Annotated in this window: 26 protein-coding genes; 20 read left to right on the forward strand and 6 right to left on the reverse strand. The window is 67.2% G+C overall.

Annotated elements, in window-relative coordinates; translation table 11 throughout:
- Positions 1-7 precede the first annotated feature (7 nt).
- Positions 8-1,906, reverse strand: coding sequence for a SagB/ThcOx family dehydrogenase (locus BM436_RS12950; RefSeq protein ID WP_093555940.1), 1,899 nt, complete (start codon positions 1,904-1,906; stop codon positions 8-10).
- 144 nt (positions 1,907-2,050) lie between these two features.
- Here BM436_RS12950 and BM436_RS12955 point away from each other — a divergent pair, with 144 nt between their 5' ends.
- A complete protein-coding gene (locus BM436_RS12955) occupies positions 2,051-2,797 on the forward strand; it encodes a substrate-binding periplasmic protein (protein WP_093555941.1) in 747 nt (248 codons plus the stop codon).
- A 105-nt stretch (positions 2,798-2,902) separates the two neighbouring features.
- Here the strand turns inward: BM436_RS12955 and BM436_RS12960 are convergent, their stop codons facing one another.
- Positions 2,903-4,891, reverse strand: a complete 1,989-nt coding sequence (locus BM436_RS12960) for an SDR family oxidoreductase (RefSeq protein ID WP_093555942.1) — start codon at positions 4,889-4,891, stop codon at positions 2,903-2,905.
- Between the two features lie 198 nt (positions 4,892-5,089).
- Between BM436_RS12960 and BM436_RS12965 the strand changes: the two genes are divergently transcribed.
- From BM436_RS12965 to BM436_RS12985, 5 genes are all read left to right on the forward strand, one after another.
- The gene (locus tag BM436_RS12965) at positions 5,090-5,767 is read left to right on the forward strand and encodes a phasin family protein (RefSeq protein WP_093555943.1); all 678 of its coding nucleotides are present in this window, start codon (positions 5,090-5,092) and stop codon (positions 5,765-5,767) included.
- A gap of 126 nt (positions 5,768-5,893) precedes the next feature.
- The gene (locus tag BM436_RS12970) at positions 5,894-7,108 is read left to right on the forward strand and encodes a patatin-like phospholipase family protein (RefSeq protein WP_218164848.1); all 1,215 of its coding nucleotides are present in this window, start codon (positions 5,894-5,896) and stop codon (positions 7,106-7,108) included.
- A gap of 70 nt (positions 7,109-7,178) precedes the next feature.
- Positions 7,179-7,844, forward strand: a complete 666-nt coding sequence (locus tag BM436_RS12975) for a TetR/AcrR family transcriptional regulator (protein ID WP_093555945.1) — start codon at positions 7,179-7,181, stop codon at positions 7,842-7,844.
- A 12-nt stretch (positions 7,845-7,856) separates the two neighbouring features.
- Positions 7,857-8,630, forward strand: a complete 774-nt coding sequence (locus BM436_RS12980) for a tetratricopeptide repeat protein (RefSeq protein WP_093555946.1) — start codon at positions 7,857-7,859, stop codon at positions 8,628-8,630.
- Between the two features lie 6 nt (positions 8,631-8,636).
- Entirely contained in the window at positions 8,637-9,176 is a 540-nt protein-coding gene (locus tag BM436_RS12985; protein WP_093555947.1) for an LOG family protein, read from the forward strand.
- Positions 9,177-9,248: 72 nt separating this feature from the next.
- On the opposite strand, the gene BM436_RS12990 is transcribed toward BM436_RS12985, so the two are convergent.
- Positions 9,249-9,755: a YgjP-like metallopeptidase domain-containing protein gene (locus BM436_RS12990; RefSeq protein WP_093555948.1), complete on the reverse strand. Its 507-nt coding sequence runs from the start codon at positions 9,753-9,755 to the stop codon at positions 9,249-9,251.
- Positions 9,756-9,850: 95 nt separating this feature from the next.
- Between BM436_RS12990 and BM436_RS12995 the strand changes: the two genes are divergently transcribed.
- The 5 genes from BM436_RS12995 to BM436_RS13015 all read left to right on the forward strand — a co-directional run bounded on the left by BM436_RS12995 (position 9,851) and on the right by BM436_RS13015 (position 13,699).
- Positions 9,851-10,717, forward strand: a complete 867-nt coding sequence (locus BM436_RS12995; protein ID WP_093555949.1) for a GIY-YIG nuclease family protein — start codon at positions 9,851-9,853, stop codon at positions 10,715-10,717.
- Positions 10,718-10,796: 79 nt separating this feature from the next.
- Entirely contained in the window at positions 10,797-11,543 is a 747-nt protein-coding gene (gene modA, locus BM436_RS13000; protein ID WP_093555950.1) for a molybdate ABC transporter substrate-binding protein, read from the forward strand.
- A complete protein-coding gene (gene modB / locus BM436_RS13005) occupies positions 11,543-12,217 on the forward strand; it encodes a molybdate ABC transporter permease subunit (protein ID WP_093555951.1) in 675 nt (224 codons plus the stop codon). The genes modA and modB overlap by 1 nt, the downstream gene beginning before the upstream one ends.
- A complete protein-coding gene (locus BM436_RS13010; RefSeq protein ID WP_093555952.1) occupies positions 12,214-12,897 on the forward strand; it encodes an ABC transporter ATP-binding protein in 684 nt (227 codons plus the stop codon). Before modB ends, BM436_RS13010 begins: the two co-directional genes overlap by 4 nt.
- Positions 12,887-13,699, forward strand: coding sequence for a TOBE domain-containing protein (locus BM436_RS13015; protein WP_093555953.1), 813 nt, complete (start codon positions 12,887-12,889; stop codon positions 13,697-13,699). Before BM436_RS13010 ends, BM436_RS13015 begins: the two co-directional genes overlap by 11 nt.
- A 172-nt stretch (positions 13,700-13,871) precedes the next feature.
- Here BM436_RS13015 and BM436_RS13020 read toward each other — a convergent pair whose 3' ends face one another.
- Both BM436_RS13020 and BM436_RS13025 read right to left on the reverse strand, forming a co-directional pair.
- The gene (locus BM436_RS13020; RefSeq protein ID WP_093555954.1) at positions 13,872-14,153 is read right to left on the reverse strand and encodes a KGG domain-containing protein; all 282 of its coding nucleotides are present in this window, start codon (positions 14,151-14,153) and stop codon (positions 13,872-13,874) included.
- A 97-nt stretch (positions 14,154-14,250) separates the two neighbouring features.
- The gene (locus BM436_RS13025; protein WP_093555955.1) at positions 14,251-15,276 is read right to left on the reverse strand and encodes an NADP-dependent oxidoreductase; all 1,026 of its coding nucleotides are present in this window, start codon (positions 15,274-15,276) and stop codon (positions 14,251-14,253) included.
- A 132-nt stretch (positions 15,277-15,408) separates the two neighbouring features.
- On the opposite strand from BM436_RS13025, the gene purU reads away from it, so the two are divergent.
- From purU to BM436_RS13060, 7 genes are all read left to right on the forward strand, one after another.
- Positions 15,409-16,278, forward strand: a complete 870-nt coding sequence (purU, locus tag BM436_RS13030) for a formyltetrahydrofolate deformylase (RefSeq protein WP_093555956.1) — start codon at positions 15,409-15,411, stop codon at positions 16,276-16,278.
- Positions 16,278-16,814: a YaeQ family protein gene (locus tag BM436_RS13035; RefSeq protein ID WP_093555957.1), complete on the forward strand. Its 537-nt coding sequence runs from the start codon at positions 16,278-16,280 to the stop codon at positions 16,812-16,814. Before purU ends, BM436_RS13035 begins: the two co-directional genes overlap by 1 nt.
- Positions 16,815-16,829: 15 nt before the next feature.
- The gene (locus BM436_RS13040) at positions 16,830-17,552 is read left to right on the forward strand and encodes a M48 family metalloprotease (protein WP_093555958.1); all 723 of its coding nucleotides are present in this window, start codon (positions 16,830-16,832) and stop codon (positions 17,550-17,552) included.
- A 22-nt stretch (positions 17,553-17,574) separates the two neighbouring features.
- Complete coding sequence (locus tag BM436_RS13045; RefSeq protein ID WP_259741431.1) at positions 17,575-17,964, forward strand: DUF2946 domain-containing protein; 390 nt, start codon at positions 17,575-17,577, stop codon at positions 17,962-17,964.
- Positions 17,965-18,034: 70 nt separating this feature from the next.
- Positions 18,035-18,493, forward strand: a complete 459-nt coding sequence (locus BM436_RS13050) for a copper chaperone PCu(A)C (protein WP_093555960.1) — start codon at positions 18,035-18,037, stop codon at positions 18,491-18,493.
- Positions 18,494-18,509: 16 nt separating this feature from the next.
- Positions 18,510-19,022, forward strand: coding sequence for a YcnI family copper-binding membrane protein (locus BM436_RS13055; protein WP_093555961.1), 513 nt, complete (start codon positions 18,510-18,512; stop codon positions 19,020-19,022).
- A gap of 8 nt (positions 19,023-19,030) precedes the next feature.
- A complete protein-coding gene (locus BM436_RS13060) occupies positions 19,031-21,298 on the forward strand; it encodes a TonB-dependent receptor (protein WP_229490213.1) in 2,268 nt (755 codons plus the stop codon).
- A gap of 91 nt (positions 21,299-21,389) precedes the next feature.
- Here BM436_RS13060 and BM436_RS13065 read toward each other — a convergent pair whose 3' ends face one another.
- The gene (locus tag BM436_RS13065) at positions 21,390-22,175 is read right to left on the reverse strand and encodes a head GIN domain-containing protein (RefSeq protein WP_093555963.1); all 786 of its coding nucleotides are present in this window, start codon (positions 22,173-22,175) and stop codon (positions 21,390-21,392) included.
- 180 nt (positions 22,176-22,355) lie between these two features.
- Here BM436_RS13065 and BM436_RS13070 point away from each other — a divergent pair, with 180 nt between their 5' ends.
- Both BM436_RS13070 and BM436_RS13075 read left to right on the forward strand, forming a co-directional pair.
- A complete protein-coding gene (locus BM436_RS13070) occupies positions 22,356-23,003 on the forward strand; it encodes a class I SAM-dependent rRNA methyltransferase (protein ID WP_093555964.1) in 648 nt (215 codons plus the stop codon).
- Between the two features lie 38 nt (positions 23,004-23,041).
- Positions 23,042-24,163, forward strand: coding sequence for a type IV pilus twitching motility protein PilT (locus BM436_RS13075; protein ID WP_093555965.1), 1,122 nt, complete (start codon positions 23,042-23,044; stop codon positions 24,161-24,163).
- Positions 24,164-24,262: the final 99 nt, after the last annotated feature.

The following is a 24,262-nucleotide window of genomic DNA, read 5'->3' on the forward strand; positions in this document are numbered from 1 at the left end:
TGGCGGCTCATGGCCGCCCCAGCGCCGCGAAATGCAGCACCCAATGCCCCCGCGCGCCCACCAGCCTGGCCGCGTCGTCGTCATAGAACGCGCCGACCGGACACGCCGCCAGCCCCTGCGCCACCGCGCCCAGCAACCAGCGCTCGCCGACCAATCCCGCCTCCAGGAAAGCGTGGCGATAGCCGCGCGCGCCCCGGGCCAGCAGGCGGGCCGTGTCGGCCGACAGGATCAGCACCACCGCCGCGTCGCCGATCACGTCCTGCTCCAGCGCCGCCCGCCGCGCGCGCGCCGCGAAGTCGCCCGTCGCCAGCGGCAGCAGCGCGTGTCCCGGCAGGTAGCGGTAGACGCCGGGTTCCAGTCCCTCGACGCGGTTCACCACCAGTTCGACGCGTATCGCGTCCGACAACTGCGGCGGCTGCGCCATGCCGGCCAGGATGGCCGACAGCGACGCCAGTGGCACCGGACCCGCGGAATAGCGCCGCACGCTGCGGCGCTGGGTGATGACCTTGTGCGTGTCCGCCGCCGACGCGGCGGCCGCCGGCAAGCGCACGGCGGTCGGCGGCAACGCGGTCTCGGTCTCCAGACGCAGCGACGTCGCCTGCTGGATCACGCCGGTCGCGCCTAGCGCGGTGTCGCGCGGCGCCGGTGCCGGAGCGTAGACCTGCGCGGGAGGTGCGGCCTTCGCCTGCGCCGTCGAGACCATGCTGTCGCCGGCCCGCGCTGGCCGCCGCAGCGCCATCATCGCCAGCACGCCTTCCTCCACGCCGTCGATGGCCAGCGCGCGCGCCGCCAGCGCCTCGTCGAAGCGCGGCAGCAGCGTGGCCAGCATGCCGGCCTGATGGCTGGCCAGGCGCAGGTTCTCCAGCAAGTGACCCGCGTCGGCGGTCGCGTAGCGGTAGGCGCGGTTGTGGTACTTGTAGCCGGTGCGGCGGAAAATGGCGCTCAGCACCAGCAGCGCGTCCGCGTCGTCCGCTTCCGGCGCGCCAAGCATGGCGGGCGAGGGATCGAGCAGCGCCAGGCGGTGGCGCTCCGGATCGTAGTGATAAAGCCCGGGCGCGAGCCCGTCGACCGCCCGCGCCGCCACATACAGCTCGCTGGGAAACAGCGCCCCCGAGGAGGGCGCCGCGCGCAAGGCCCGTCCACCGCGATGCGCCGTCACGCCCGCCGTCAGGTACAGGATCTGCGCCAATTCATCGAGCCGCGGACGCCCCCGTGGCCCAGCGGCCGGACCGCGCAGCGACGCCGCCAGCGGCTGCGTATTGGCCGGAGCGGCGGGCCGCGCCGTTGGCAGGATCACGTGCCGCGCCTGCGGATACTGCTTGAACGCGGGCGGCGCGTCGCCCCAGGCTATGCCGGGCGCGCGCATGAATACGCTGCCGCGCGACTCGGAGGAGAGCTCGTGATAGCGGAGGACGGCGGCCGCGCCGGCCCCGCCAGCTGTGGCGGCCGTCGCACCGTCATTCGGCGTGGCCTTGCCGTCCCATGGCGAGGACGAGCCCCCGGCGCCCTGCCGCATGCCGAGAAAGAACGCCAAGACCAGCCCGGCCACGATGGCCAGCGGCACGCCCAGCGCCGGGGCGCCGCCTGCGGCGGCCTCCACTGGACGCGCGGGCGCGCGCCGCCGCAGCCAGTTCAGCACCAGCGGCAGATTGAATGTGAGGTGAATGAACACCAGCAGCAGCGTCGCGTAGCCGAACAGGTAATGCCAGTCGAAGACGGGCAACTGCTGGTTGGCGACCCAGAAAATGCCGAGACCGGCGGTGCTCAGCAGATAGCACAGCAGCAGCACGCTGGTGTGCACATTGAGCGCCATCCGGGCAGGCGCGCGCCCGCGCCAGCGCGCCACGACCAGCCACGCGGCATACAGCAACAGCGGCAGTGCCACCCAAAGGATTTTCGGCGCCATCGGGACATTCTAGCGCCGTTTGACCGCGTGTCCGGGAGTACAATACCAGCCAAACTCCGCCCGAGAGGAACAGCCATGGTAGCCCGCCCGCATGTGTCGCCAGCGGCGTTGTTCGCAGCATCGCTTGCCGTGTTGGCGACGGCAATGGCGCTGTGCGGGGCCCCGAAGGCCGCCGCCGCGCCACCGGCCGCGTTGAAGATCTACGGCATGGAGAGCCGCCCCATCAGCTTCCGCGACGGCGGCCGTCCGGACGGCATGGTGGTGGAGCTGGCGCAGCAATTGCTGCGGCGCCTGGGGCGCGGCGACGAGATCGAGATCATCCCCTGGGCCCGCGCCAACACCGTGGCGCAGTACGAGCCAAATGTGCTGCTGTTGTCCATCGTCCGAACGCCGGAACGGGAAAAGCGCATGGTGTTCGTGGGGCCCGTGTTTCTGGCCTACATCTCCGCGTTCGCGGTGAAGGGGCGCGCCGAGGAATTGCGCGCGCTGGGCGACGGCATCCATCGCCTGCGCGGCGGCGCGCGGCGCGGCAGCATCTTCGTCGAGCGGGCCCGCGGCCTGGGCTACAACCTGACGGACGAAACCACCGACTCCGAGACTGCCGCGCGCATGCTGATGATGCGGCGCTTCGATCTGTGGTTCGACGGCGAGGAGATGGTCGGGCCGGCGCTGGCCAGTGCCGGCTACGCGCGCGGCGACGTGGAACTGGTCAAGCGGCTCAGCACCGAGGAGGTCTATTTCGCGTTTTCACAGGGCACCCCGCGCTCCCTGATCGATGAATGGGACGCGGCGTTTCGCGCCATGAAGCGCGACGGCAGTTACCAAAAGATCCACCGGAAGTGGCTGCCACGCTACCCATTCCCGCCGGGTGTCACTACTGTTGGACCTTGAGGTGCGCATCGCGCTCCCGTGAGCTCTATCAAGGACTCCGCGGCGCCATAAAAAAACGCCGGGGCGGCAAGCCCCGGCGTTCGTGTGAAACGGCCAGTGGGCCGCTTAGAAGTGGACCCCTCGCAGCAATTGCTGCATCGCGATCTGTTCCGACGACATCTGCGGCGCCTTCTTGCCGTCCGGGCCCTTGGCCGCGTCCGAATCGGGGAACATGCGGAACGTGGTGTTCAGCACGATCTGCGCCACGCGCGGCATCAGCGCGTGCAGCACCTGGCCGAAGATGCCGACGCGGGTGGCGATGCGCACCGGCTTGTACACGATGGCGTTGGCGATCAGGTCGCCCGCTTCCTCCGGCGACAGGGTCGGCACGTTCTGGTAGATCTTGGTCGGCGCGATCATCGGCGTGCGCACCAGCGGCATGTTGATGGTGGTGAACTTGATGCCCAGGTCTTGCAGTTCGGACGAGGCGCAGCGGGTCCACGCGTCCAGCGCGGCTTTCGAGGCCACGTAGGCCGAGAAGCGCGGCGCGTTGGTCAGCACGCCGATCGACGAGATGTTGATCACGTGGCCGCGCTTTTTCGCCGTCATCGACGGCAGCAGCGCCATGGTCAAGCGCAGCGCGCCGAAGTAGTTCAGCTGCATGGTGCGCTCGAAGTCGTGGAAGCGGTCGTAGCTGGACTCGATGGCGCGGCGGATCGAACGGCCGGCGTTGTTGACCAGCACGTCCACGCCGCCGTGGTTGGCGATCAGCAGTTGCGCGAAGCGGTCGCAATCGGCCATGTCGGCGATGTCCGCCGAGTAGGTGATCAGCTCGAAGCCGCGCGCCTCCACTTCCTTCTTGGCCTCGGCCAGCTTGTCCTCGTCGCGGCCGCAGATGATGGTGATGGCGCCGGCCTCGGCCAGCTTGTGCGCCGCCGCCAAGCCGATGCCGGACGAGCCGCCCGTCACCAGCACCACCTTGCCGGCCACCTGGCCGCGCAGGGTATGGTCGATGAACAGGGCGGGGTCCAGGTTGCGTTCCCAGTAGTCCCAGATCGGCGCGGCGTATTTCTCCAGCGGCGGGCAGGAGATGCCGGTGCCCTTCAGCGCGTGCGCGGTGTCGCGGTTGTCGAAGCGGGTGGGGTAGTTCACGAAGGTCATCAGGTCGGGCGGCAGGCCCAGGTCCTTCATCACGGCGTCGCGCACGCGGCGCACCGGCGACAGCGCGAACACGCCTTTCTTGATCGACTTCGGTATGAAGCCGAACAGCGCGGCGTTGATGCGGATGCTCATGGTCGGCGCGTGCGCGGCGCGGCAGAAGGTGTTGAGCACTTCGCCCACGCGCATCGGCTCCGGATCGGTCAGGTGGAAGGCGCGGCCGTCCAGCTTGGGCAGGTGCGAGATGTGGTCCATCGCGTTGACCACGTAGTCCACCGGCACGATGTTGATGCGGCCGCCCTCGATGCCGATGGTGGGCATCCACGGCGGCAGCAGCTGGCGGATGCGCTGGATCAGCTTGAAGAAGTAATAGGGGCCGTCGATCTTGTCCATTTCGCCGGTCTTGGAGTCGCCCACCACCAGGCCGGGGCGGTACACGCGCCACGCGCCCTTGGTTTCCTGGCGGACGATCTTTTCCGATTCGTGCTTGGTGGCGAAATACGGGTGGTCCAGGTTTTCGGCCTCGTCGAACATGTCCTCGCGGAAGATGCCCTCGAACATGCCGGCGGCGGCGATCGAGCTGACGTGGTGCAGGACGCCGGCCTGGATCGCGTTGGCGAATTCCACGGTGTTGCGGGTGCCTTCCACGTTGACGGCCAGTTGCTCGTCGGCGTCGGCCAGCATGTCGTAGATCGCGGCCAGGTGGTAGAAGTGGTCGATGTTCTTGCCGAGTTTCTTGATGTCGTCCTTGGAGACGCCCAGCTTGGCGCTGCGCAGGTCGCCGAACACCGGAATCGCGCGCGACTTGCCCACGCCCCAATATTCATACAGCGCCGCCAACTTATCGCTGCTGCTCTCGCGCATCAGGAAATAGACCACGCTGCCTTTGCGTTCCAGCAGTTTCCTGACCAGGCGTTTGCCAATAAAACCAGTCGCTCCAGTAACAAAATATTGCATTAAGTCTCTCCTTTTTTTCTTTAAGTATCGACAACTCAACAATCATCACAGGACAGGCAACAATTAGCAAGCGCTGTTGTAATCTTGATTAGAACGCTTACTCTATCCCATTAGAAGCCCGTCTCTAGAAGACATGCCTAGAATGTTTTCATCGACTGGAATGATCCGATTAAACGAACGACCTCACTGGAGCTCACTATGGTTAAGAAATTGAAATCCCTGGCTAAAGACGATGACAAGCAACTGGCCAGCGCAGTACGCAACTCCGCACAACAAATCTGGCAAGCGGGCCTGGGCGCCTTCGCCAAGGCGCAAGAAGAAGGCGGCCGCGTGTTCGCCAAGCTGGTCAAGGAAGGCACCGCGCTGCAACAGCGCACCCGCGACCTGGCCGAAGACAAAGTATCGGAAGTGCGCGAGACGGTCAACGGCGTCGGCAAGCAGGCCGCCGGTTCGTGGGACAAGCTGGAGCAGGTGTTCGAGGAGCGCGTGTCGCGCGCCCTGGGCTCGATCGGCGTGCCGACCCAGAAGGACGTGCAGGAACTGAACAAGCGCGTTGAATTGCTGACCAAGGCCGTGGAAGAACTGACCGGCAAGAAGATCGTGGTGGCGGCCGCCAAGCCGGCCGACAAGGCCGCGGCCAAGCCCGCCGCCAAAAAGCCCGCCGCGAAGAAGGTAGCCGCCAAGGCCGACGCGCTGGCAGCCGAAGCCAAGGCCGCGCCGAAGAAGGCCGCCGCCAAGCCGGCCGCCAAGGCCGCAGCCAAGACCACCAAGGCGCCCAAAGCGGCCAAGACCGCCGCCCCCAAGGCCGCCGCGATCAACTTCCCCACCGCCGCCTCCGTCAGCGCCGCCGCGAAGAAGGTCGACGCCGCCGCTTAAGCAGGCGCTGCAACAGTTCCCTCGGTCCTCCTCCCCCGGCCCGTTCGCGGGCCGGGTCCGAGGGAAACCCGGACTCCAGGCCTGCGCGTTGCGCGGGCCTTTTCGCATTGAGCGTATCGGAATTAAATGCCTAAAAACATGCAGGACAGCAAGGCGGACAACCGTTCGGCCGGCAAGATCGGGCTGGCGCTGGCCGGCGGCGGGCCGCTGGCGGTCGTCTACGAGATCGGCGCGCTGGCCGCCATCGCCGAGGCCATCGACGGCCTGGACCTGAACGAGGCCGACATCTACGTCGGCGTCAGCGCCGGCGCCATCATCACCTCCGCGCTGGCCAACGGCATCACGCCGCACCAGATGTGCCGCCTGTTCGTCGAGAGCGACGTGGACGCGGTCAAGGGCGCCATGCTGTTCAAGCCGGAGACCCTGCTGCGTCCGGCGTTGCGCGAGTTCGCCAAGCGCGCCCGCAGCGTGCCGCGGCTGTTCACGGCCAGCGTGCTGCACTACGCGCGCGACCGCAAGAGCCTGGCCGCGTCCTTCGAGCGCATGACCGAGGCGCTGCCGGCCGGCTTCCTGTCGGCCGACGCCATCGGCGACTTCCTGAAGGCCGCCTACGACAAGGAAGGCTACAGCAACGACTTCCGCAAGCTGGCGCGCAAGCTGGTCATCGTCGCCACCGACCTGGACACCGGCAAGGCCGTGCGCTTCGGCGAGGAGGGCTGGGACGGCACGCCGATCTCGGTGGCCGTGCAGGCCAGCTCCGCCGTGCCCGGCCTGTTCCCGCCGGTGGAGATCAACGGCCACCATTTCGTCGACGGCGCGCTGCGCAAGACCATGCACGCCTCGATCGCGCTGGAGGACGGCGTCGACGTGCTGCTGCTGGTGAACCCCATCGTGCCCTACAACGCGCGCTTCAAGCGCGGCGCGGGCAAGCTGGTGAACGGCGGCCTGATCGACGTGCTGTCGCAGACGGTGCGCTCCATCCTGCACTCGCGCCTGGAGACCGGGCTGGCCAGCTACCAGGTCAGCCATCCGCACGTGGACATCCTGCTGTTCCAGCCCAGCGAAACGGACGCCGAACTGTTCTTCACCAACATGTTCAGCTACAACAACCGGCGCCGCACCTGCGAGCAGGCCTACCAGAACACCCGGCTGGCTTTGTGGCAACAACGCCACACGTTGGCGCCCAAGCTGGCCCGCCACGGCATGCGGCTGAACCTGCCGGTGCTGCGCGACACCAGCATGACGCTGGTGGACGCGCAGCCGCAACGCAAGTCGCTGGCGCGGCTGGACGCGGCGCTGGTGGACCTGGAGCGCTACCTGAAGGTGGCCCACGGAGTTTAGGGCGCACGCCCGTTCTAAAAGCGCATCAACGGTGTTATCCTTGCATCGAGAAAAACAATCACAAGCCGCCATGCAACAGAAAGCACCACGCCGCACCCGCGAGCGCATCCTGGAATTATCTCTCCGCTTATTTAATGAATTCGGCGAGCCCAACATCACCACCACGGTGATCGCGGAGGAAATGAATATTTCACCGGGCAACCTGTATTATCATTTCCGCAATAAGGATGATATTGTCAATTCGATATTCTCCCAATTCGAGGGCGAAATCGAGCGGATACTGCAAGTGCCCGACGGGCGGCGCTCCAATATCGAGGACGTCTGGCTGTATTTGCACCTGATGTTCGAATTGATCTGGCGCTACCGCTTCTTTTACCGCGACCTGAACGACCTGCTGTCGCGCAACCGCAAGCTCGAACTGCACTTCAAGCAGATCCTGGCGCACAAGATCAAGGTGGCCAAGCAACTGTGCGAGGATTTGCGCACCGAGCAGTCGCTGGAGGCGTCGGACCCGGTGATCGACGCGCTGGCGACCAATATGGTGGTGGTGGCGACTTATTGGCTGTCCTACGAATACGTGCGCAATCCGCGCAAATACACCGAGCAGCAATCGATGGCCGACGCGCTGGCGCGCGGCTGCTACCAGGTGCTGTCGCAGATCGGCCCTTATCTGCGCGGCGAGACGCGGCTGCTGTTCCAGAAACTGTCGGAAGAATACTTAAAAAAAATCACATAAGGAGACATAGCAATGGCATGGAACACCTTCCCGCACGCGGACGACGCATATGTCTACACCCCGGCCACCCTGAAGAAGGCCTGGGCGCGCCTGCACGCTTGCGACGCCGAACCGTACCCGGCCACGCCGGAACTGGTGCAGGCCTGGATCGCCTACCACGCGGGCGAATTCGAGAAAGCCGCCGAACTGGGCCTGGCGCAGGGCGCGGAGGGCTACGCGGTGGCGCACCGCGCCACCTGCGTATACGCGACCTACCTGGAAACCAACGAGAAGAAAAAGCTGGCGCTGTTCCTGGAAGTGGCCGAGCGCTGCGAGGAACAGCAGGAGGAGCAGCCCAAGAACGCCGCCGCCTACTACTGGCACGCCTACGCGCTGGGCCGCTACGCGCAGGGCATCTCGGTGGTGAAGGCGCTGGCGCAGGGCATAGGCGCCAAGGTCAAGAACAGCCTGGACGCGGCCATCAAGCTGGCGCCCAAGCACGCCGACGCCCACATCGCGCTGGGCAGCTACCACGCCGAGATCGTCGACAAGGTGGGCGCCATGATCGGCGGCCTGACCTATGGCGCCAAGAAGGAGGAGGGCTACAAGCTGTTCAAGAAGGCGCTGGAGCTCAATCCCGAAACCGCTATAGGCCGGATCGAATACGCCAATGCGCTGGCGATGCTAGACGGCAAGAAGAAAATGGACGAAGCTATCGCCCTGTACGAAGCGGCGGCCGCGCACGAGGCGCGCGACGCCACCGAGCGGCTGGACGTGGAGCTGGCCAAGGCCGAACTGGAGGATTAGGACCGAATGAAATCGTTGTGTGTGTATTGCGGCGCCAACGCCGGCGTCTCGCCGCGTTACGCCGAGGCCGCCCGCGCGCTGGCGCGCGGCATGGTGGAGGCCAACCTGGCGCTGGTGTACGGCGGCGGCAACGTGGGGCTGATGGGCATCATCGCCGACGAGGTGCTGCGCCTGGGCGGCGAGGCGACGGGCGTGATCCCGACCGCGCTGATCGAGCGCGAGGTGGGCCACACCGGCTTGACGCGCCAGTTCATCGTCAAGGACATGCATGAGCGCAAAGCCATGATGGCCCAGCTGTCGGACGGCTTCGTCGCCATGCCCGGCGGCATGGGCACGATGGAGGAGCTGTTCGAGATGCTGACATGGTCGCAGCTGGGCATCCACGCCAAGCCGGTGGGCGTGCTCAACGTGGACGGCTTCTACGACAGCCTGGTCGGCTTCATCCACCACGCCACCGAGCAAGGCTTCATCCGTCCCCAGCACGCGCAAATGATGAAGGTCGAATCCGACCCCGCGTCGCTGCTGCACCGTCTCCTCGCCAAATAACCCCGAAAAGCGCCCAGGGCTATTTATACGGTTCGTATATGTTTCGTATAAATAGCCCTGGGCTATTTTCCGTTACCAGAGGCGCTGGCCGGAGAGGTCGAGCTGGGTGAGGTAGAGGCGCACGTCGAATTCGTACTGGTGGTAGTTGGGCTCCATGTACGCGCACAGCTTGTAGAACGCCTTGTCGTGCTGCTTTTCCTTCACGTGCGCGAGCTCGTGCACGGCGATCATGCGCAGGAATTCCAGCGGCGTTTCCTTGAACATGGTGGCGACCCGGATCTCGTGCTTGGCCTTCAGCTTGCCTCCCTGCACCCGCGAGATCGACGTGTGCAGCCCCAGCGCGTGGTTGATCACGTGGATCTTGCTGTCGAACGCCACCTTGTCGATCGGCGCGGCGTTGCGCAGGTATTCCGTCTTCAAATCCTGGACGTACTGGTACAGCGCCTTGTCGGTGCGGATGCCGTGCGCGGCCGGGTAGCGCTGGCGCAGCACGTCGGCCAGCCGGTCCTGCGCGATCAGTTGCTGGACTTGCTGCCGGGTTTGCTCGGAATAGGCGCTGAGGTACTTCAGGGGTTGCATGGCTGGCAATGGACGAGGTCGGGCGGAGGCGAGAATGTACCACAAGCGGCGCCGCGACCCCACCATACCCTCCGGCAATGCCTTATCATCGCCCCATGCGTACCCATGTCAATTCGGTGGGGCTGGTGGTCCGTGGCGATCCGGCCTTGTCCTTCACCTATCCCTCCCACATCGCCCGCGCCAGCATCGATGCGCTGCCGCAATCGCCGGGGATTTACATCTTCCGCGCCGCCGACGGCGCCGCGCTCTATGTCGGCAAGAGCGTCAACCTCCGCCACCGCGTGCTCAGCCATCTGCGCACGCCGGAAGAGCAGCAGATGCTGCGGCGGACCAGCCACATCGACTTCGAGCGCAGCGGCGGCGAAATCGGCGCGCTGTTGCGCGAGGCGCAACTGATACGGCAACTGCAGCCGCCCTACAATCAGAAACTGCGCCGCACGCGCGAGATGTGCTCGTTTTACCTGGAAGGGGAGGCGCCGCCCCGGTTGGTGTTCGCCGGCGAACGCGATTTCGCCGCCGCCGACGGCCTGTACGGCCTGTACACCAGCCGCGCGGCGGCGCTGGAATCGCTGCGCGACATCGTGCGGGACGGCGGCCTGTGTCCGGCCGTGACCGGCCTGGAAAAACTGGCCCGCGGGCGGCCTTGCTTCGCGCACCAGATCGCGCGCTGCCGCGGCGCCTGCGTGGGCAAGGAGGGCGCCGCCGAGCACGCCGGACGCGTGCTGGCGGCCTTGGCGCCGTATCGCGTGCACCGCTGGCCGTATCCCGGCATGGTCGGCATCGTCGAGGAGTCGGACGGCCTGCGCCAGGTGCAATTGGTGGACCGCTGGTGTTACCTCGGCGTCCAGCCCAAGGGCAAGCGGCGCGGCAAGCCACCCGCCGCCAGCTTCGACATGGAGGTCTACAAGATCCTCGCCCGGCAACTGCTGGCGGGTGGTCTGCAAGTCGAGGTTTTCGCATAGTCGGTCTTGCCGCGACGATATACGTACCGTTATATAATTCGGTATATTGCGGTTCCCGATCGACTCACGGAGTATCCCGATGCCGAAAAAAATCTGTCTCGCCGCCGCGCTCGCGTCGGCGATGGGCGCTGCCTGCGCCGCCGATGTGACCGTCTCCGCAGCCGCCAGCCTGACCAACGCCTTCAAGGAGTTGTCGCAAGCCTATGAGGCCGCCCATCCCGGCGACAAGGTGCTGCTGAACTTCGCCGCGTCCGACGCGCTGGCGCAGCAGATCGCCAAGGGCGCGCCGGTGGACGTGTTCGCCTCGGCCGACCAGGACGCGATGGACAAGGCCGAATCCCGGCAGTTGCTGGCGCCGGGCACGCGCAAGAACTTCGTCAGCAACGGCGTGGTGCTGATCGTGCCGGCCAACAGCGCGCTGCCGATCAAGTCGCTGGCCGACCTGAAACTGCCGGCCGTGCGGAAGATCACGATGGGCAATCCGGCCGGCGTGCCGATCGGCCGTTATGCGAAGCAGGCGCTGGAGAAGGCCGGCCTGTGGGCGGCCGTGGAGCCCAAGCTGGTCTTCGGCGCATCCGTGCGCCAGAGCCTGGACTACGTGGCGCGCGGCGAGGTCGACGCCGGCTTCGTCTACGTGACCGACGTGGCGGCGCAAAAGGACAAGGTGAAGGTAGCGCTGCCGATCGCCAGCGACACGCCGGTGACGTACCCGATCGCCGCCGTGCGCACCGCGCCCAACACGGCCGGCGCCGGGCGCTTCCTGGCCTTCGTGGCCGCGCCCGCCGGACAGGCCATCCTCGGCAAGCACGGATTCGGCCGTCCCTGATGCACGAGGTGTGGCAACCGGCCTGGATCGCGCTGGCCTTGTCCCTGAAGGTGGCCCTGTGGGCCACCCTGCTGGACGTCGTGTTCGGCGTGGCGCTGGGCTACCTGCTCGCGCGCGCCCGCTTCCCCGGCCGCGACACGCTGGACGCGCTGCTCACCCTGCCCATGGTGATGCCGCCCACCGTGCTGGGCTACTACCTGCTGGTGATCATCGGCCGCAACGGCCCGGTCGGCTCGTGGCTGCAGCACAATTTCGGCATCAACCTCATCTTCACCTGGCAGGCCGCCGTGATCGCCGCCGCCGTGGTCGCCTTCCCGCTGGTGCTGAAGGCGTCCCGCTCCGCGTTTGAAACGGTGGACACGCAACTGGAGGACGCCGCCCGCGTGCTGGGCGTGTCGGCCTTCGGCGTGTTCCTGCGCGTGACCCTGCCGCTGGCCTGGCGCGGCGTGCTGGCCGGCACCCTGCTGGCCTTCGCGCGCTCGATGGGCGAATTCGGCGCCACCTTGATGGTGGCCGGCAGCATACCCGGCAAGACGCAGACCCTGTCCATCGCCGTCTACGAGGCCGTGCAGGCGGGACAGGACGACACCGCCAACCTGCTGGTCATCATCACGTCGGTGACGTGCGTGCTGGTGCTGGTGCTGGCCAACAAGCTGACGCCGGGGCGCCCATGAACATCCGGCTCGACATCGCCAAGACGCTGCGCGCCGGCAAGCGCGAATTCACGCTCAAGGCGCGCTTCCAGTCCGACCACCAGCGCGTCGTGATTTACGGCGCCTCGGGGGCCGGCAAGAGCATGCTGCTGAAGGCCATCGCGGGACTGGTCACACCGGATTCCGGCCACATCGAACTGGGCGGACGCCGCCTGTTCGACAGCGCGGCGCGGGTGGACGTGCCGGCGCGGCGGCGCGGCGTCGGCTACCTGTTCCAGGACTACGCGCTGTTCCCGCACCTGAACGTGCGGCAGAATATCGCCTTCGGCCTGCGCCGCGGCTGGTTCAATCCGCCGGCCAGGGCGCATGGCGACAAGCTCGACTACTGGCTGGAGGCCTTTCAGCTGGGGTCGGTGGCACACCAGTACCCGTCGCAGCTGTCCGGCGGTCAGCGGCAGCGGGTGGCGCTGGCGCGCGCGCTGATCGCCGATCCGCAAGCGCTGCTGCTGGACGAGCCCTTCGCCGCGCTCGATCCCGCGCTGCGGGTGCGCATGCGCGAGGAGCTGGGCGCGCTGCAGCTGCGCCTGCGGATACCGATGCTGATGATCACCCACGACCCGGAGGACGCGCGCGTCTTCGGCGGTCACGTTTTGACGATGGCCGATGGCGCCATCGTCGAGGAGGGCCGCCATGGCGGATGAGGACAAGGAGCTGGCGCTGGCCGGCAAGGTGTGGATGACCGTGGGCGGCCGGCAGCTGGGCGGCTCGGACCGCGTGGCGCTGCTGGCCGCCGTGGCCGAGCACGGCTCCATCACCAAGGCCGCCAAGGCGGTCAAGCTAAGCTACAAGGGCGCGTGGGACGCGGTCGAGGCCATGAACAACCTGGCCGGCGAACCGCTGGTCGAGCGCCTGGCGGGCGGCAAGGGCGGCGGCGGCACGCGGCTCACGGCGCGCGGCGCGCAACTGGTGGAGAACTTCCGCCTGGTCGAGCGCGAGCACCGCATGTTCATCGAACACCTGAGCCGCCAGTCGCACGCGCTGGCCGACGACTTCCTGCTGATCCAGACCATGAAAATGAAAACCAGCGCACGCAACCAGTTCTCCGGCGTCGTCTCGGCCTTGAAGCGCGGCGCCGTCAACGACGAGATCACGCTGGACATCGTCGGCGGCCAGCGCCTGGTCGCCATCATCACCCGCGACAGCACGGACAGCCTGGGCCTGCGGGTGGGAGCGGACGCGTTCGCGCTGGTGAAGGCCTCGTCCATCATCGTGGCCACCGCGCTCGACGGGGGCAGGGTCTCCGCGCGCAACCAGCTCAAGGGCACGATCTCGCGCCTGGTGCCGGGCGCCGTCAGCGCCGACGTCAGCATCGCGCTGCCGGGCGGCGGCACCCTGGGCGCCAGTGTGAGCCTGGAGGGCGGCGAGGCGCTGGGCCTGGCGGAGGGCATGGAGGTCACGGCTTTGTTCAAAGCCTCCAGCGTGATTGTCGGCGTGCCGGGTTGACGGCGCCATAGCGGAGACAGAGCCGGAGACAGAGCCAGCCGGGCGGGCAGGCAGGCGGGCAGGTGGGCGGCCGGGCGAGGGCGCCGCCGTGGCGCGGGCCGGGCCTCGCGTGCGCGGCGGCCGCCACGCCCGAAGCCCAGGCGTCGCTGCCGGCCGCGTACGCGGCCCGCCGCTATTTATTCCCTTCCTGTTTGGCGCTCTGCTTGTTGCCGCGGTTGGCCGACTGCCGGCTTTCGCCGCCCTTGCGGCCGATGGCCGCCATGTGCTCGCGGTCGCGGCTGACGGCCTCGCCGCCTTTCTGGCCGGCGCGGCGCGCCTCCTCGGAATTGAATTCGTGCGCCGTGCCTTTTTGATGGGCGGCCTGGCCGCCCTTGCTGGCGATTTCACGCTGCTGCGCCTCGTCCATCGCGGCGAATCCGCGCTTGGATTTCTGCGGGGTTTGATTGCTTGCCATGTCACTTCTCCTTAACCGTTAAGTTGACGGGCAGCCTATCGGGCTGCTCCGTCTTTTAGAGAAGTGGCGTGGCGCGAAGTTCCCCTCGGCGCCGCCGTCAGGCGACTTTCAACACCAGCTTGCCGAAGTTTTTACCGTCGAAGAGCATGTTCAATGCCTGCGGGAAGTTTTCGATCCCGTCGACCACGTCTTCCTTGCTCTTGATCTTGCCTTCCTTCAGCCAGCCCGCCAGCGCGGCCACGCCCAGGTGGTAGCGGTCGGCGTAATCGAACACGACGATGCCTTCCATGCGCGCGCGGTTGACCAGCAGCGACAGGTAGTTGGCCGGCCCCTTCACGGCCGTGGTGTTGTTGTATTGAGAAATCGCACCGCAGATGACGATGCGCGCCTTCATGTTGATGCGGGTCAGCACCGTGTCCAGAATCTCGCCGCCGACGTTGTCGAAGTAGACGTCCACGCCTTTCGGGCAGTGTTCCTTCAGGCCGTCGCGCACCGAGCCTTCCTTGTAGTCGATGCAGGCGTCGAAGCCCAGCTCGTTGACGACGAAATCGCACTTGGCCTTGCCGCCGGCGATGCCGACCACGCGGCAGCCCAGCTGCTTGGCGACCTGGCCCACGGTCTGGCCCACGGCGCCGGCCGCGCCGGACACCACTACGGTCTCGCCCGCCTTCGGCTGGCCCGATTCGAGCAGGCCGAAGTAGGCCGTCATGCCGGGCATGCCCAGCGTGTTCAGCCAGGTGGTGGCGGGCGCCAGCCGGGTGTCGACCTTGTACAGGGCGGCGGACTTGTCGTCGGCCGCGCCGGTCCAGTGGGTTTGCACGCCCAGGCCGCCGGACACGATGTCGCCCACGGCGAACTTGGGCGATTTGGACGCCACCACCTCGCCGATGCCGCCGGCGCGCATCACCTCGCCGATCGCCACCGGGCGGATGTAGGACTTGGCGTCGTTCATCCAGCCGCGCATGGCCGGGTCCAGCGACAGGTATTGGGTCTTGATTTGCACTTCGCCCTCGGCCAGTTCGCGCAGCGGCTCCGACACTTTTTGCCAATCGCTGTCCTTGACCATGCCCACCGGGCGGGCGGCGAGGCGGAATTGCAGGTTCTCCAGGTTCGTCGTTGTCATTTTTTCACTCCTCCAAGAAAGGTATCGCCTACTATAACTTAAAATGCACGACCGTGCTATTTTTCAAAATAACTGTGGTTTACCCAAGACATGCGACAATAGCAGGTTCATATCGTCCAACCTCGTTTTCCAATGACGCACCCAGAATACATCCTCACCCTGTCTTGCCTGGACCAGCGCGGCATCGTGCATCGCGTCTCGGGCTTCCTGGCCGAACACGGCTGCAACATCATCGATTCGGCGCAGTTCGGCGACGCCGAATCGCGGCTGTTCTTCATGCGCGTGCACTTCTCGCTGGACGAGCCGGGCGTCACGGACGAGCGCCTGCGCGCCGAGTTCGCGCTGCTGGCCGACACCATGCAGCTGGACTGGGAGCTGCGCGACGCGCACGCCAAGCCGCGCGTGCTGCTGATGGTGTCCAAGATCGGCCACTGCCTGAACGACCTGCTGTTCCGCTACAAGAGCGGCCTGCTGCCGATGGAGATCCCGGCCATCGTGTCGAACCACATGGACTTCTACCAGCTGGCGGCCAGCTACAACATCCCCTTCCACCACCTGCCGCTGGCGGCCGGCGCGCCGGAGGAGGCCAAGCTGGCGCAGGAGTCGCGCATCATCGAGCTGGTGCAGACGCACGATATCGACCTGGTGGTGCTGGCGCGCTACATGCAGATCCTGTCGCCGCGGCTGTGCGCCGCCCTGAAGGGCAAGGCCATCAACATCCACCACTCCTTCCTGCCCAGCTTCAAGGGCGCCAAGCCCTACGCCCAGGCCCATCACCGCGGCGTGAAGCTGATCGGCGCGACCGCGCACTTCGTCACCAGCGACCTGGATGAAGGCCCCATCATCGAGCAGGACGTGGAACGTGTGGACCACTCGATGGACGCCGAGACCCTGTCCGCCATCGGCCGCGACGTCGAGTGCGTGGTGCTGGCGCGCGCCGTGAAGTGGTTTGTCGAACATCGTATTTTGCAGAACGGCGCTAAGACCGTCGTATTCAAGTAATGGCACTCAAATCCATCATCTACAAGGCGGAACTGTCGATTGCCGACATGGACCGCAACTATTACGGCACGCACCTGCTGACGCTGGCGCGCCATCCCTCCGAGACCGACGAGCGCCTGATGATCCGCGTGCTGGCCTTCGCCATCCACGCCGACGAGGCGCTGGTCAACGCCAAGGGCCTGTCCGACACCGAGGAGCCGGACCTGTGGCAGAAGGACCTGACCGGCGCGATCGACCTGTGGATCGAGATCGGCCAGCCGGACGACAAGCGCCTGCTGAAGGCGGCCGGCCGCTCGGAGAAGGTGATGGTGTACTCGTACGCCGCCACCAGCCACGTGTGGTGGAAGCAGTTGGCCAACAAGGTCGAGCGCGCGAAAAACGTCAGCGTGGTCAACATCCCGGCCGAGGCCAGCGAGGCGCTGACCAAGATGGCCAACCGCAGCATGCAGCTGACGTGCACCATCCAGGACGGCCAGATCTGGCTGACCGATGGCGCCGACACCGTGCTGGTGGAACGCGAAACCTTCAAGGCCTGAGGCCTTCCCTCCGCCATGCGCCGCATGCTGGCCGCGCCGCTGCTGGCCCTTTCGCTGGTCCTGCATCCCGGGCCGGCCGCCGCGCTGAGCCAGGAGGAGGTGATGGCGGGCGCCGCGCGCCTGTACCGCGAACGCATGGAGGAATTGCGGGTCTCGCGGCGCCTGGACGCGGACCGCGCTTTCCATGAGCGCGTGCTGCGCATCGCCGGGCCGCTGATCGCGCGGGCGGCGCGCGACTGGCCGGAAACCGCCCGCTGGGATTGGGAAATCCACACCACGCCGGACGGCGACGACCACGCCTACGCCATGGCCGGCGGCAAGCTGCTGGTCAGCCGCGCCCACGCGCGCGAGCTTGAGCTGTCGGACGCGGAACTGGCCATGGTGCTGGCCCACGAGATCGCGCACGCCGCGCTGCGCCACAACCTGCTTGAATACGAGGAGGCGGTGCGGCTGGAGCCCGCGTGGGCGGCGCGTCCGTTCGCGGAACTGGAGCACGCGGTCGACCACGACACGGGCCTGATGCGCAAGCTGGCGCCGCTGGGCATACTCCAGGAACAGGAAGCTGACCGGGAAGGGATGCTGTTGGCCTGGCGCGCTGGCTGGCCGGCGCTGGCCCTGGCGCGCTACTTCCAGAAGGCGGCGCGGGCCAGTTCCTCGCCGAACTTCGAACAGTTCGCCCATCCGTCGCCGTCGAGCCGCTGGCAGGCGGCGCGGGAGCTCGCGGCCACGCTGCCGTAGGGTATAATCCTCGCCCATGAAAATGAAATCGACGCATCGAACGCTGTGGCTCTGGATCGCGTGTTTCGCGGTCCTGATGAACGCGCTCGCGCCGTCGATTTCGCACGCGGTGGCCTACAGCAAGGGCACGCCGCCCACCTGGGAAATCTGCCGCGCCGACGGCACCCGCGCCACCTTCACCGGCGGCGTCGCCGACGTCGCGGCCAAGAAGCCGCTGGTGGTCATGGCCATGGGCGAGGACTGCGCGTATTGCGCGGCCCACGCCGGCTCCTTCGGCCTGCCGCCCGCCACCGTTTCCGGCTTGCCCGCCGCGGCGCAGACCCGGCTCCACCCGTTCCTGTTCTATCGCGCACCGCAGCCGCTCGCGGCCTGGTCGGCGTCCCGTCCGCGCGGGCCGCCCGCGCAAGTCTGAAGCAGCTTTACCGCACGCAGCGCGCGCCTTGCCGCGCGCCGTATCCAGTAATCGTTTCAGAGGTAGACATATGAAAACCAAATTCTTCGCCGGCGCCTTGCCGCTGCTGCTGGCCACCACCTTCGCCGCCACCTGCGCCCTGGCCCAGGTCACCGTCAAGGACCCATGGGTGCGCGCGACCGTGCCCGCCGCCAAGGCCACCGGCGCCTTCATGCAGGTGCAGTCCGCGCAGGACGCGCGCCTGGTCGGCGTGCGCACCAGCGTGGCCGGCATCGCCGAGCTGCACCAGATGGCGATGGAAGACAATATGATGAAGATGCAGGCCGTGGAAGGCATCGATCTGCCCGCCGGCAAACCGGTGATGCTGGCCTCCGGCGGCTACCACGTGATGCTGATGCAGCTGAAGCGCCAGTTGAAGGAAGGCGAGACCGTGCCGCTGACGCTGGTGGTCGAGAAGAAGGACAAGCAGCGCGAGAACATCGAAGTGAACGTGCCGGTCAAGGCACTGAGCTATTCTCCAGCCAAGTGAGCAAGCGAGGCCCGCCATGAAAAAGACATTGATCGCCGCCGCCATCCTGCTGGCGCAGTCCGCGCACGCCCACGTCACGCTGGACCAGCCCACCGGCCCGGCCGGCACCTATCAAAAGCTGACCTTCCGCGTCGGCCACGGCTGCGACGGCAGCCCCACCAAGGCCATCACCGTGACCTTGCCGGAGAACGTCACCGGCGCCAAGCCGATGGCCAAGCCGGGCTGGAAGATCAGCCTGGTGCACGGCAAGCTGTCGGTGCCGGTGGAGTCGCACGGCCGCGCCATCACCACCGCCGTGCGCGAGGTCACCTGGACCGGCGGCCCGCTGCCGGACGAGTACATCGACGAGTTCACCGTCCAGGCCAAGCTGCCGGCGGAACCGGGCAAGGTGTATTTCAGGGTGGTGCAGCAGTGCGCCAAGGGTAGCGTGGCCTGGGACGAGATCCCGGGCAACACCGGTGTCAAGCTGCTGGCGCCCGCGCCCGTCCTGGATGTCGTTCCGGCCGACGGCGCCGCGCACCAGCACTAGGGACCTCCATGCACAATTTGAAATGCAAGCCGCTGGCAGCGATGCTGGCGGCGATGGGCGTTGCCGCGTCCATGATTTCCCCTGCCTGGGCCGATCACGTGGTGACCATCAACGGCGGACGTCCCACCTCGCTGCCGACGCAGATACCGACGACCATGGAGGGCATCACCGGCGCGCAGGTGGAGGACCGCATCAACGCCAGCGACAGCGAGGACGCGCTGAAGTACCTGCCCAGCCTGAACGTGCGCAAGCGCTACATCGGCGACTACGACCACGCGGTGCTGGCCAGCCGCGCCTCCGGCACCGGCAACAGCGCGCGCTCGATGGTGTACGCGGACGGCATCCTGCTCTCCAACCTGCTCGGCAACGGCGCCACCTACACGCCGCGCTGGGGCCTGGTCACGCCCGAGGAGATCGAGCGCGTGGACGTGCTGTACGGCCCGTTCTCGGCGGCCTACCCCGGCAACTCGGTCGGCGCGGTGGTGGACTTCCAGACCCGCATGCCGGCCAGGTTCGAGGCGCACGTGAAGCTGTCCGGCTACGGCCAGGGCTTCAGGCTGTACGGCACGGACTCGCGCCACTACGGCAAGCAGGGCAGCGCCTCGGTGGGCGACCGCGATGGCGCGTGGTCGTGGTGGCTGGACGTGTCGCGCCTGGACAGCAACGGCCAGCCGGTGGCCTTCGCCAACAAGCTCGTGTCGCAAGGCGTGGCGGGCGGCGGCGGCGTGCCGGTGACGGGCGCCATCGCGGACCGCAATCCCAGTAATCGCGACTGGCTGATACTGGGCGCGACCAACCAGGTGCACACGGTGCAGGACCACGCGAAGGCCAAGCTGGCCTACGATTTCTCGCCCGTGCTGCGCGCCAGCTACACGCTGGGCTGGTGGCGCAACGACGCGGTGCGCACGTCCACCTCCTACCTGCGCGACGCGGCCGGCAAGCCGGTGCACGGCGGCGACATCAATGTGGCGGGCCGCCGCTACACGCTGCTGCCCTCCGACTTCGCGCCCAGCCGGGGCGACCTGGAACACCTGATGCACGGGCTGTCGCTGAAACAGAACGGCAAGGGCGTGTTCGACTGGGAGATCGCGGCCAGCCTGTACGACTACGCGCGCGACCTGGTGCGCACGCCCACCGTGGCGGTGCCCGACCCCTACACCAAGGCGCAGGGCAACGTGAACGACATGGGCGGCAGCGGCTGGAACACGCTGGCGCTGAAGGGCATCTGGCGTCCGCAGGGCATGGCCGGCGCGCACATCGTCGATTTCGGCGTGCAGCGCGACAGCGCGAAGCTGCGCACGCACGTGTTCCGCGGCGAGGACTGGATCGGTTCCGCGCAGGGCGCGCACGTCTCCACATTCAACGGCGCGACACGGCTGGAAAGCGTGTACGCGCAGGACAGCTGGCGCTTCGGCGAGGCGTGGAAAGCCACGCTGGGCCTGCGCCACGAGCGCTGGCGGGCCTTCGACGGCGTGATTTCAAACGCGGCCGGCAAGCCGCTGCCGTTCGCCGCGCGCAGCGAGGACGGCTGGTCGCCGAAGGCGGCGCTGGCCTACCGCGCCACCGACAGCTGGACCCTGAAGGCGTCCACCGGCCGCGCGCTGCGCAACCCGACGGCGGCCGAACTGTTCCAGGGCTCCATCGTGGACGGCCGGATCGTCAACAACGATCCGACGCTGCGCGCGGAAAGGTCGCAGACCAGCGAGCTGACGGCCGAGCAAACGCTGGAGCGCGGCGGCCTGCGCGTGACCGCCTTCCACGAGCACACCCGCGACGCGCTGTATTCGCAGGCGTTGACGCCGACCGTGAACACGATCCAGAACGTCGGCAAGATACGCACCGGCGGGCTGGAACTGTCCTACCAGGCGGACGAGGTGCTGGTGCATGGCTTGGCGCTGACGGGCAGCGTGACGTACGCGGATTCGAAAATCGTCGCCAATCCGGCCGTGCCGGCCAGCGAGGGCAAACGCCAGCCGCGGGTGCCGGACTGGCGCGCCACGCTGCTCGCGTCCTACCACGTCGGCGACAGGTGGACCTCCAGCCTCGGCCTGCGCTACAGCGGCCGCCAGTACGGCACGCTGGACAACAGCGATCCGAACGGCGCCACCTACATGGGGGTGGCGGACTATCTGGTGGCGGACGCGCGGGTGCGCTACCGCTTCGACCGCCACTGGACCGGCGCGCTCGGCATCGACAACCTGAACAACCGCAAGTACTGGGCCTTCCACCCGTACACCCAGCGCACGCTGATCGCCGAGCTGAAGTTCGACATGTAGCCTGTTGACGCCACTTTCCCCGGTGCGGCTGACGCCGCTTCGGGGTCAGACCCCAAAGCGGCGTCAGCAATGCGTGCGGGGCGCCTCCGGCTTATTGCGGCGCCGCGCCCAGGCGCTTCACGCTGCCGGAACCCATGATGGATTTGCTCAGCTGCGGGTCGCCGTAGTAGCCGATGTCGCCGGAGCCGGCCACGCTCAGGTTCAGCGATTGCTTGGCCCACACCGTCGCGCGGCCCGAGCCGCCTATGCTGACCGACACGTCGCGCGCCTCCAGCTTGTCGGTCTGCACCTTGCCGGAACCGCCGATCGACACCTGCAGGCGCCCGGTGTTGCCGCTGGCCTTCAGGCTGCCGCTGCCGCCCAGCGACACCGCCACCGCCTCGCTTTCCATGCCGCGCACATTGATGGAGCCGGAGCCGCCGACGTCGAACTGCAGCTTGGCGGCCTTCAGGTTTTCCGCGTCCACCGAGCCGGAGCCGCCGACCGAGATGCGGTCCACATTGCGCGCCTGCACCACCACCTTCATGTTGCGCGTGTCCAGTCGCAGGTCGCGCCGCACCGGGCGGATGCGCAGCGTGCCGTTCTCGATCGCGGTTTCCACCAGCGCCTGCAGGTTGTCGTCGGTTTCGATGGTGACGCTTTCGTTCGCGCCCAGGCGCACCTCCACCTCGCCCGGCACGGCCAGCGCCAGGCCGGTGAAGTGGCCCATTTCGCGCGTCTGCTTGGTGACCTTGCCGCTGCCTTGCACGTGCTCGCCGCCGCGCAGCCAGTTCAGCGGGCCGGCCTGCGCCGTCACGGCCGGGACGACCACGGCCAGCGCGCTGGCGGCCAGCAGGGCGTTGCGCACGGCGGATGCGACTTTGTTGGAAACTGCCATGTTTGTTCTCCTCGATTGCTGATGTCGTTGTTGGTGGGGAGGATAGTAGGCCGGCGCGGCGCGCGCCGCGCCGGCCTTGCGACAGACCGCGGCGGCGGCGGAACAGAATGCGTTTCGCCGGGATTGGCGGGGCATGGGCGCCTTTGCGTTATCATTCGCCCTTGTACCTTTGGAATCATCATGCTGATCATCACCATCAAACAGGGCAAGGAAAAGAGCATCCTTGCCGGCGACCCCTGGATTTACCCGACCGCGATCGAGCGCGTCGACGGCCGTCCGCAGGAAAAGAACAAGCCCGGCGCCACCGCCATCGTGCAATCGTCGTCGCGCCAGTTCCTGGCCCGCGCCGCCTTCAACGCCCACGCCACCCAGATCCGCGCGCGCGTGTGGACCCTGCGCGAGGACGAGCCGGTCGACCACGCCATGATCAAGCGCCGCGTCCAGGCGGCCCTGGCCAGGCGGGCGGACGCCATCGCCAAACTGGGCGCCGAAGAGCTGGTCGAATTGATCAAGGGCGAGCCGGACGGCCTGCCCGGCCTGGTGGTCGACTACTACGGCGGCAAGGACGGCTATCTGCTGTGCGGCTTCCAGTCCGGCGCGGCCGAGGCGTGGAAAGTGCCCATCGTGCAGGCGCTGATCGCCGAAACCGGCTGCCCCAATGTGTTCCAGCGCGCCGACGAGGAGTTGCGCAAGGGCGAGGGGCTGCCGGTGTTCACCCGCGAACTGGCCGGCGCGGCGCCGCCGGCGAAATCGGTGGTCAAAAAGCGTGGCGTGCGTGTCTACATGGACCTCAAAACCGGCTTTGAATTCCCCAAGGGTCCCGTATAATCTTTCCAGAAGAAAATTCAACTGGAGAGTAGCGCACGATGGAAAACCACCTGTCATCGCAGATACGCACCCTGAGCTACGAGGAGAACGAAGACCATCCCGTGTTCGGCACGCTGGTCGAACAGATCCTCCACCTGCTCAATTCCAGGCTGATTTTCAGCGACATCCTGATCCACCAGAACAGTCCCCTGTTGCTGCGCCAGCCCAAGGGCCTGGTGGCGGTGACGGATTCGCCCATCACGCGCGAGGAGCTGGAGGAGTTCTTCGAGGTGGTGGAGCCGAACTGGCAGGAACGCATCCAGGACCGCGCCTTCGACCGGTCCATCGACCTGCACACGGCGCGCATCCGCGCCAACTGCTTCACCTTCCAGGGCAAGAAGCGGCTGGGCTGCGTGATCCGGCGCTTCCCGAAGGAGCCGCATCCGATGGCGCAACTGGGCCTGCGCGCCCACGAGCAGAAGTTCGCGGAGCTCACCAGCGGGCTGGTGCTGATCATCGGCGACACCTGCCAGGGCAAATCCACCACCATCGCGTCCATGCTGGACGAGATCAACAAGACCCGCTCGGGCCACATCATCACCATCGAGGACCCGGTCGAGACCCTGATCCCGCAGCGCAAATGCGTGATCACGCAGCGCGAGGTCGGCTTCGACGGCGACGTGGAAAGCTTCTACCTGGGCGCCCTGGACGCGCTGCGCGAGCGGCCGGACGTGATCGTGATCGGCGAGATCCGCGACGCGCAGACGGCGCAGGAGGCGCTGGCGCTGGCCGAATCGGGCCCGCTGGTGCTGGCCACCTTGCACGCGCGCTCCACGGAGCTGGGCCTGCAGAAGATGATACGGCTGCTGGGGAATTCCGAGCCGCAGCAGCAGGCGCTGGCGCACGCCCTGCGCGGCGTGCTGTGCCAGGCCTTGCTGCCGTCGGTGGAGGGCAACCGCTACCACCTGGCCACCGAGTGCCTGACCGTGCATCCGGAGGTGGCGCGCATGATCGAGGCGGCCAACGTGAACGCCATCCGCGCGTGGATGGAGGCGCAGCAGCGCGAAGGCTGCCACACCATGAACGCCGCGCTGCGGGTGCTGCTGGCGGAGAAGAAGATCGCCATCGAGGACGCGCGCCACGCCAGCACCGACCGCGTGGGGCTTAACGTACGGGTGTAAACCAACGGCAAATTCCGGGGGCAGACCTTACGCGCCACACGCCGTGGCAAAGGTCGATGTCAGTGGTCGCGGGTCCGACCCCGGTTTGGCGTCGGTGGC

Source organism: Pseudoduganella namucuonensis (assembly GCF_900116645.1).
Classification (GTDB): Bacteria; Pseudomonadota; Gammaproteobacteria; order Burkholderiales; family Burkholderiaceae_D; genus Rugamonas; species Rugamonas namucuonensis.

Excerpts from the sequence above, each read along its gene's own strand:
- BM436_RS12950 (WP_093555940.1), bottom strand. The coding sequence starts at position 1,906 with ATGGCGCCGAAAATCCTTTGGGTGGCACTGCCGCTGTTGCTGTATGCC.
- BM436_RS12955 (WP_093555941.1), top strand. The coding sequence starts at position 2,051 with ATGGCGCTGTGCGGGGCCCCGAAGGCCGCCGCCGCGCCACCGGCCGCG.
- BM436_RS12960 (WP_093555942.1), bottom strand. The coding sequence starts at position 4,891 with ATGCAATATTTTGTTACTGGAGCGACTGGTTTTATTGGCAAACGCCTG.
- BM436_RS12965 (WP_093555943.1), top strand. The coding sequence starts at position 5,090 with ATGGTTAAGAAATTGAAATCCCTGGCTAAAGACGATGACAAGCAACTG.
- BM436_RS12970 (WP_218164848.1), top strand. The coding sequence starts at position 5,894 with ATGCCTAAAAACATGCAGGACAGCAAGGCGGACAACCGTTCGGCCGGC.
- BM436_RS12975 (WP_093555945.1), top strand. The coding sequence starts at position 7,179 with ATGCAACAGAAAGCACCACGCCGCACCCGCGAGCGCATCCTGGAATTA.
- BM436_RS12980 (WP_093555946.1), top strand. The coding sequence starts at position 7,857 with ATGGCATGGAACACCTTCCCGCACGCGGACGACGCATATGTCTACACC.
- BM436_RS12985 (WP_093555947.1), top strand. The coding sequence starts at position 8,637 with ATGAAATCGTTGTGTGTGTATTGCGGCGCCAACGCCGGCGTCTCGCCG.
- BM436_RS12990 (WP_093555948.1), bottom strand. The coding sequence starts at position 9,755 with ATGCAACCCCTGAAGTACCTCAGCGCCTATTCCGAGCAAACCCGGCAG.
- BM436_RS12995 (WP_093555949.1), top strand. The coding sequence starts at position 9,851 with ATGCGTACCCATGTCAATTCGGTGGGGCTGGTGGTCCGTGGCGATCCG.
- modA (WP_093555950.1), top strand. The coding sequence starts at position 10,797 with ATGCCGAAAAAAATCTGTCTCGCCGCCGCGCTCGCGTCGGCGATGGGC.
- modB (WP_093555951.1), top strand. The coding sequence starts at position 11,543 with ATGCACGAGGTGTGGCAACCGGCCTGGATCGCGCTGGCCTTGTCCCTG.
- BM436_RS13010 (WP_093555952.1), top strand. The coding sequence starts at position 12,214 with ATGAACATCCGGCTCGACATCGCCAAGACGCTGCGCGCCGGCAAGCGC.
- BM436_RS13015 (WP_093555953.1), top strand. The coding sequence starts at position 12,887 with ATGGCGGATGAGGACAAGGAGCTGGCGCTGGCCGGCAAGGTGTGGATG.
- BM436_RS13020 (WP_093555954.1), bottom strand. The coding sequence starts at position 14,153 with ATGGCAAGCAATCAAACCCCGCAGAAATCCAAGCGCGGATTCGCCGCG.
- BM436_RS13025 (WP_093555955.1), bottom strand. The coding sequence starts at position 15,276 with ATGACAACGACGAACCTGGAGAACCTGCAATTCCGCCTCGCCGCCCGC.
- purU (WP_093555956.1), top strand. The coding sequence starts at position 15,409 with ATGACGCACCCAGAATACATCCTCACCCTGTCTTGCCTGGACCAGCGC.
- BM436_RS13035 (WP_093555957.1), top strand. The coding sequence starts at position 16,278 with ATGGCACTCAAATCCATCATCTACAAGGCGGAACTGTCGATTGCCGAC.
- BM436_RS13040 (WP_093555958.1), top strand. The coding sequence starts at position 16,830 with ATGCGCCGCATGCTGGCCGCGCCGCTGCTGGCCCTTTCGCTGGTCCTG.
- BM436_RS13045 (WP_259741431.1), top strand. The coding sequence starts at position 17,575 with ATGAAATCGACGCATCGAACGCTGTGGCTCTGGATCGCGTGTTTCGCG.
- BM436_RS13050 (WP_093555960.1), top strand. The coding sequence starts at position 18,035 with ATGAAAACCAAATTCTTCGCCGGCGCCTTGCCGCTGCTGCTGGCCACC.
- BM436_RS13055 (WP_093555961.1), top strand. The coding sequence starts at position 18,510 with ATGAAAAAGACATTGATCGCCGCCGCCATCCTGCTGGCGCAGTCCGCG.
- BM436_RS13060 (WP_229490213.1), top strand. The coding sequence starts at position 19,031 with ATGCACAATTTGAAATGCAAGCCGCTGGCAGCGATGCTGGCGGCGATG.
- BM436_RS13065 (WP_093555963.1), bottom strand. The coding sequence starts at position 22,175 with ATGGCAGTTTCCAACAAAGTCGCATCCGCCGTGCGCAACGCCCTGCTG.
- BM436_RS13070 (WP_093555964.1), top strand. The coding sequence starts at position 22,356 with ATGCTGATCATCACCATCAAACAGGGCAAGGAAAAGAGCATCCTTGCC.
- BM436_RS13075 (WP_093555965.1), top strand. The coding sequence starts at position 23,042 with ATGGAAAACCACCTGTCATCGCAGATACGCACCCTGAGCTACGAGGAG.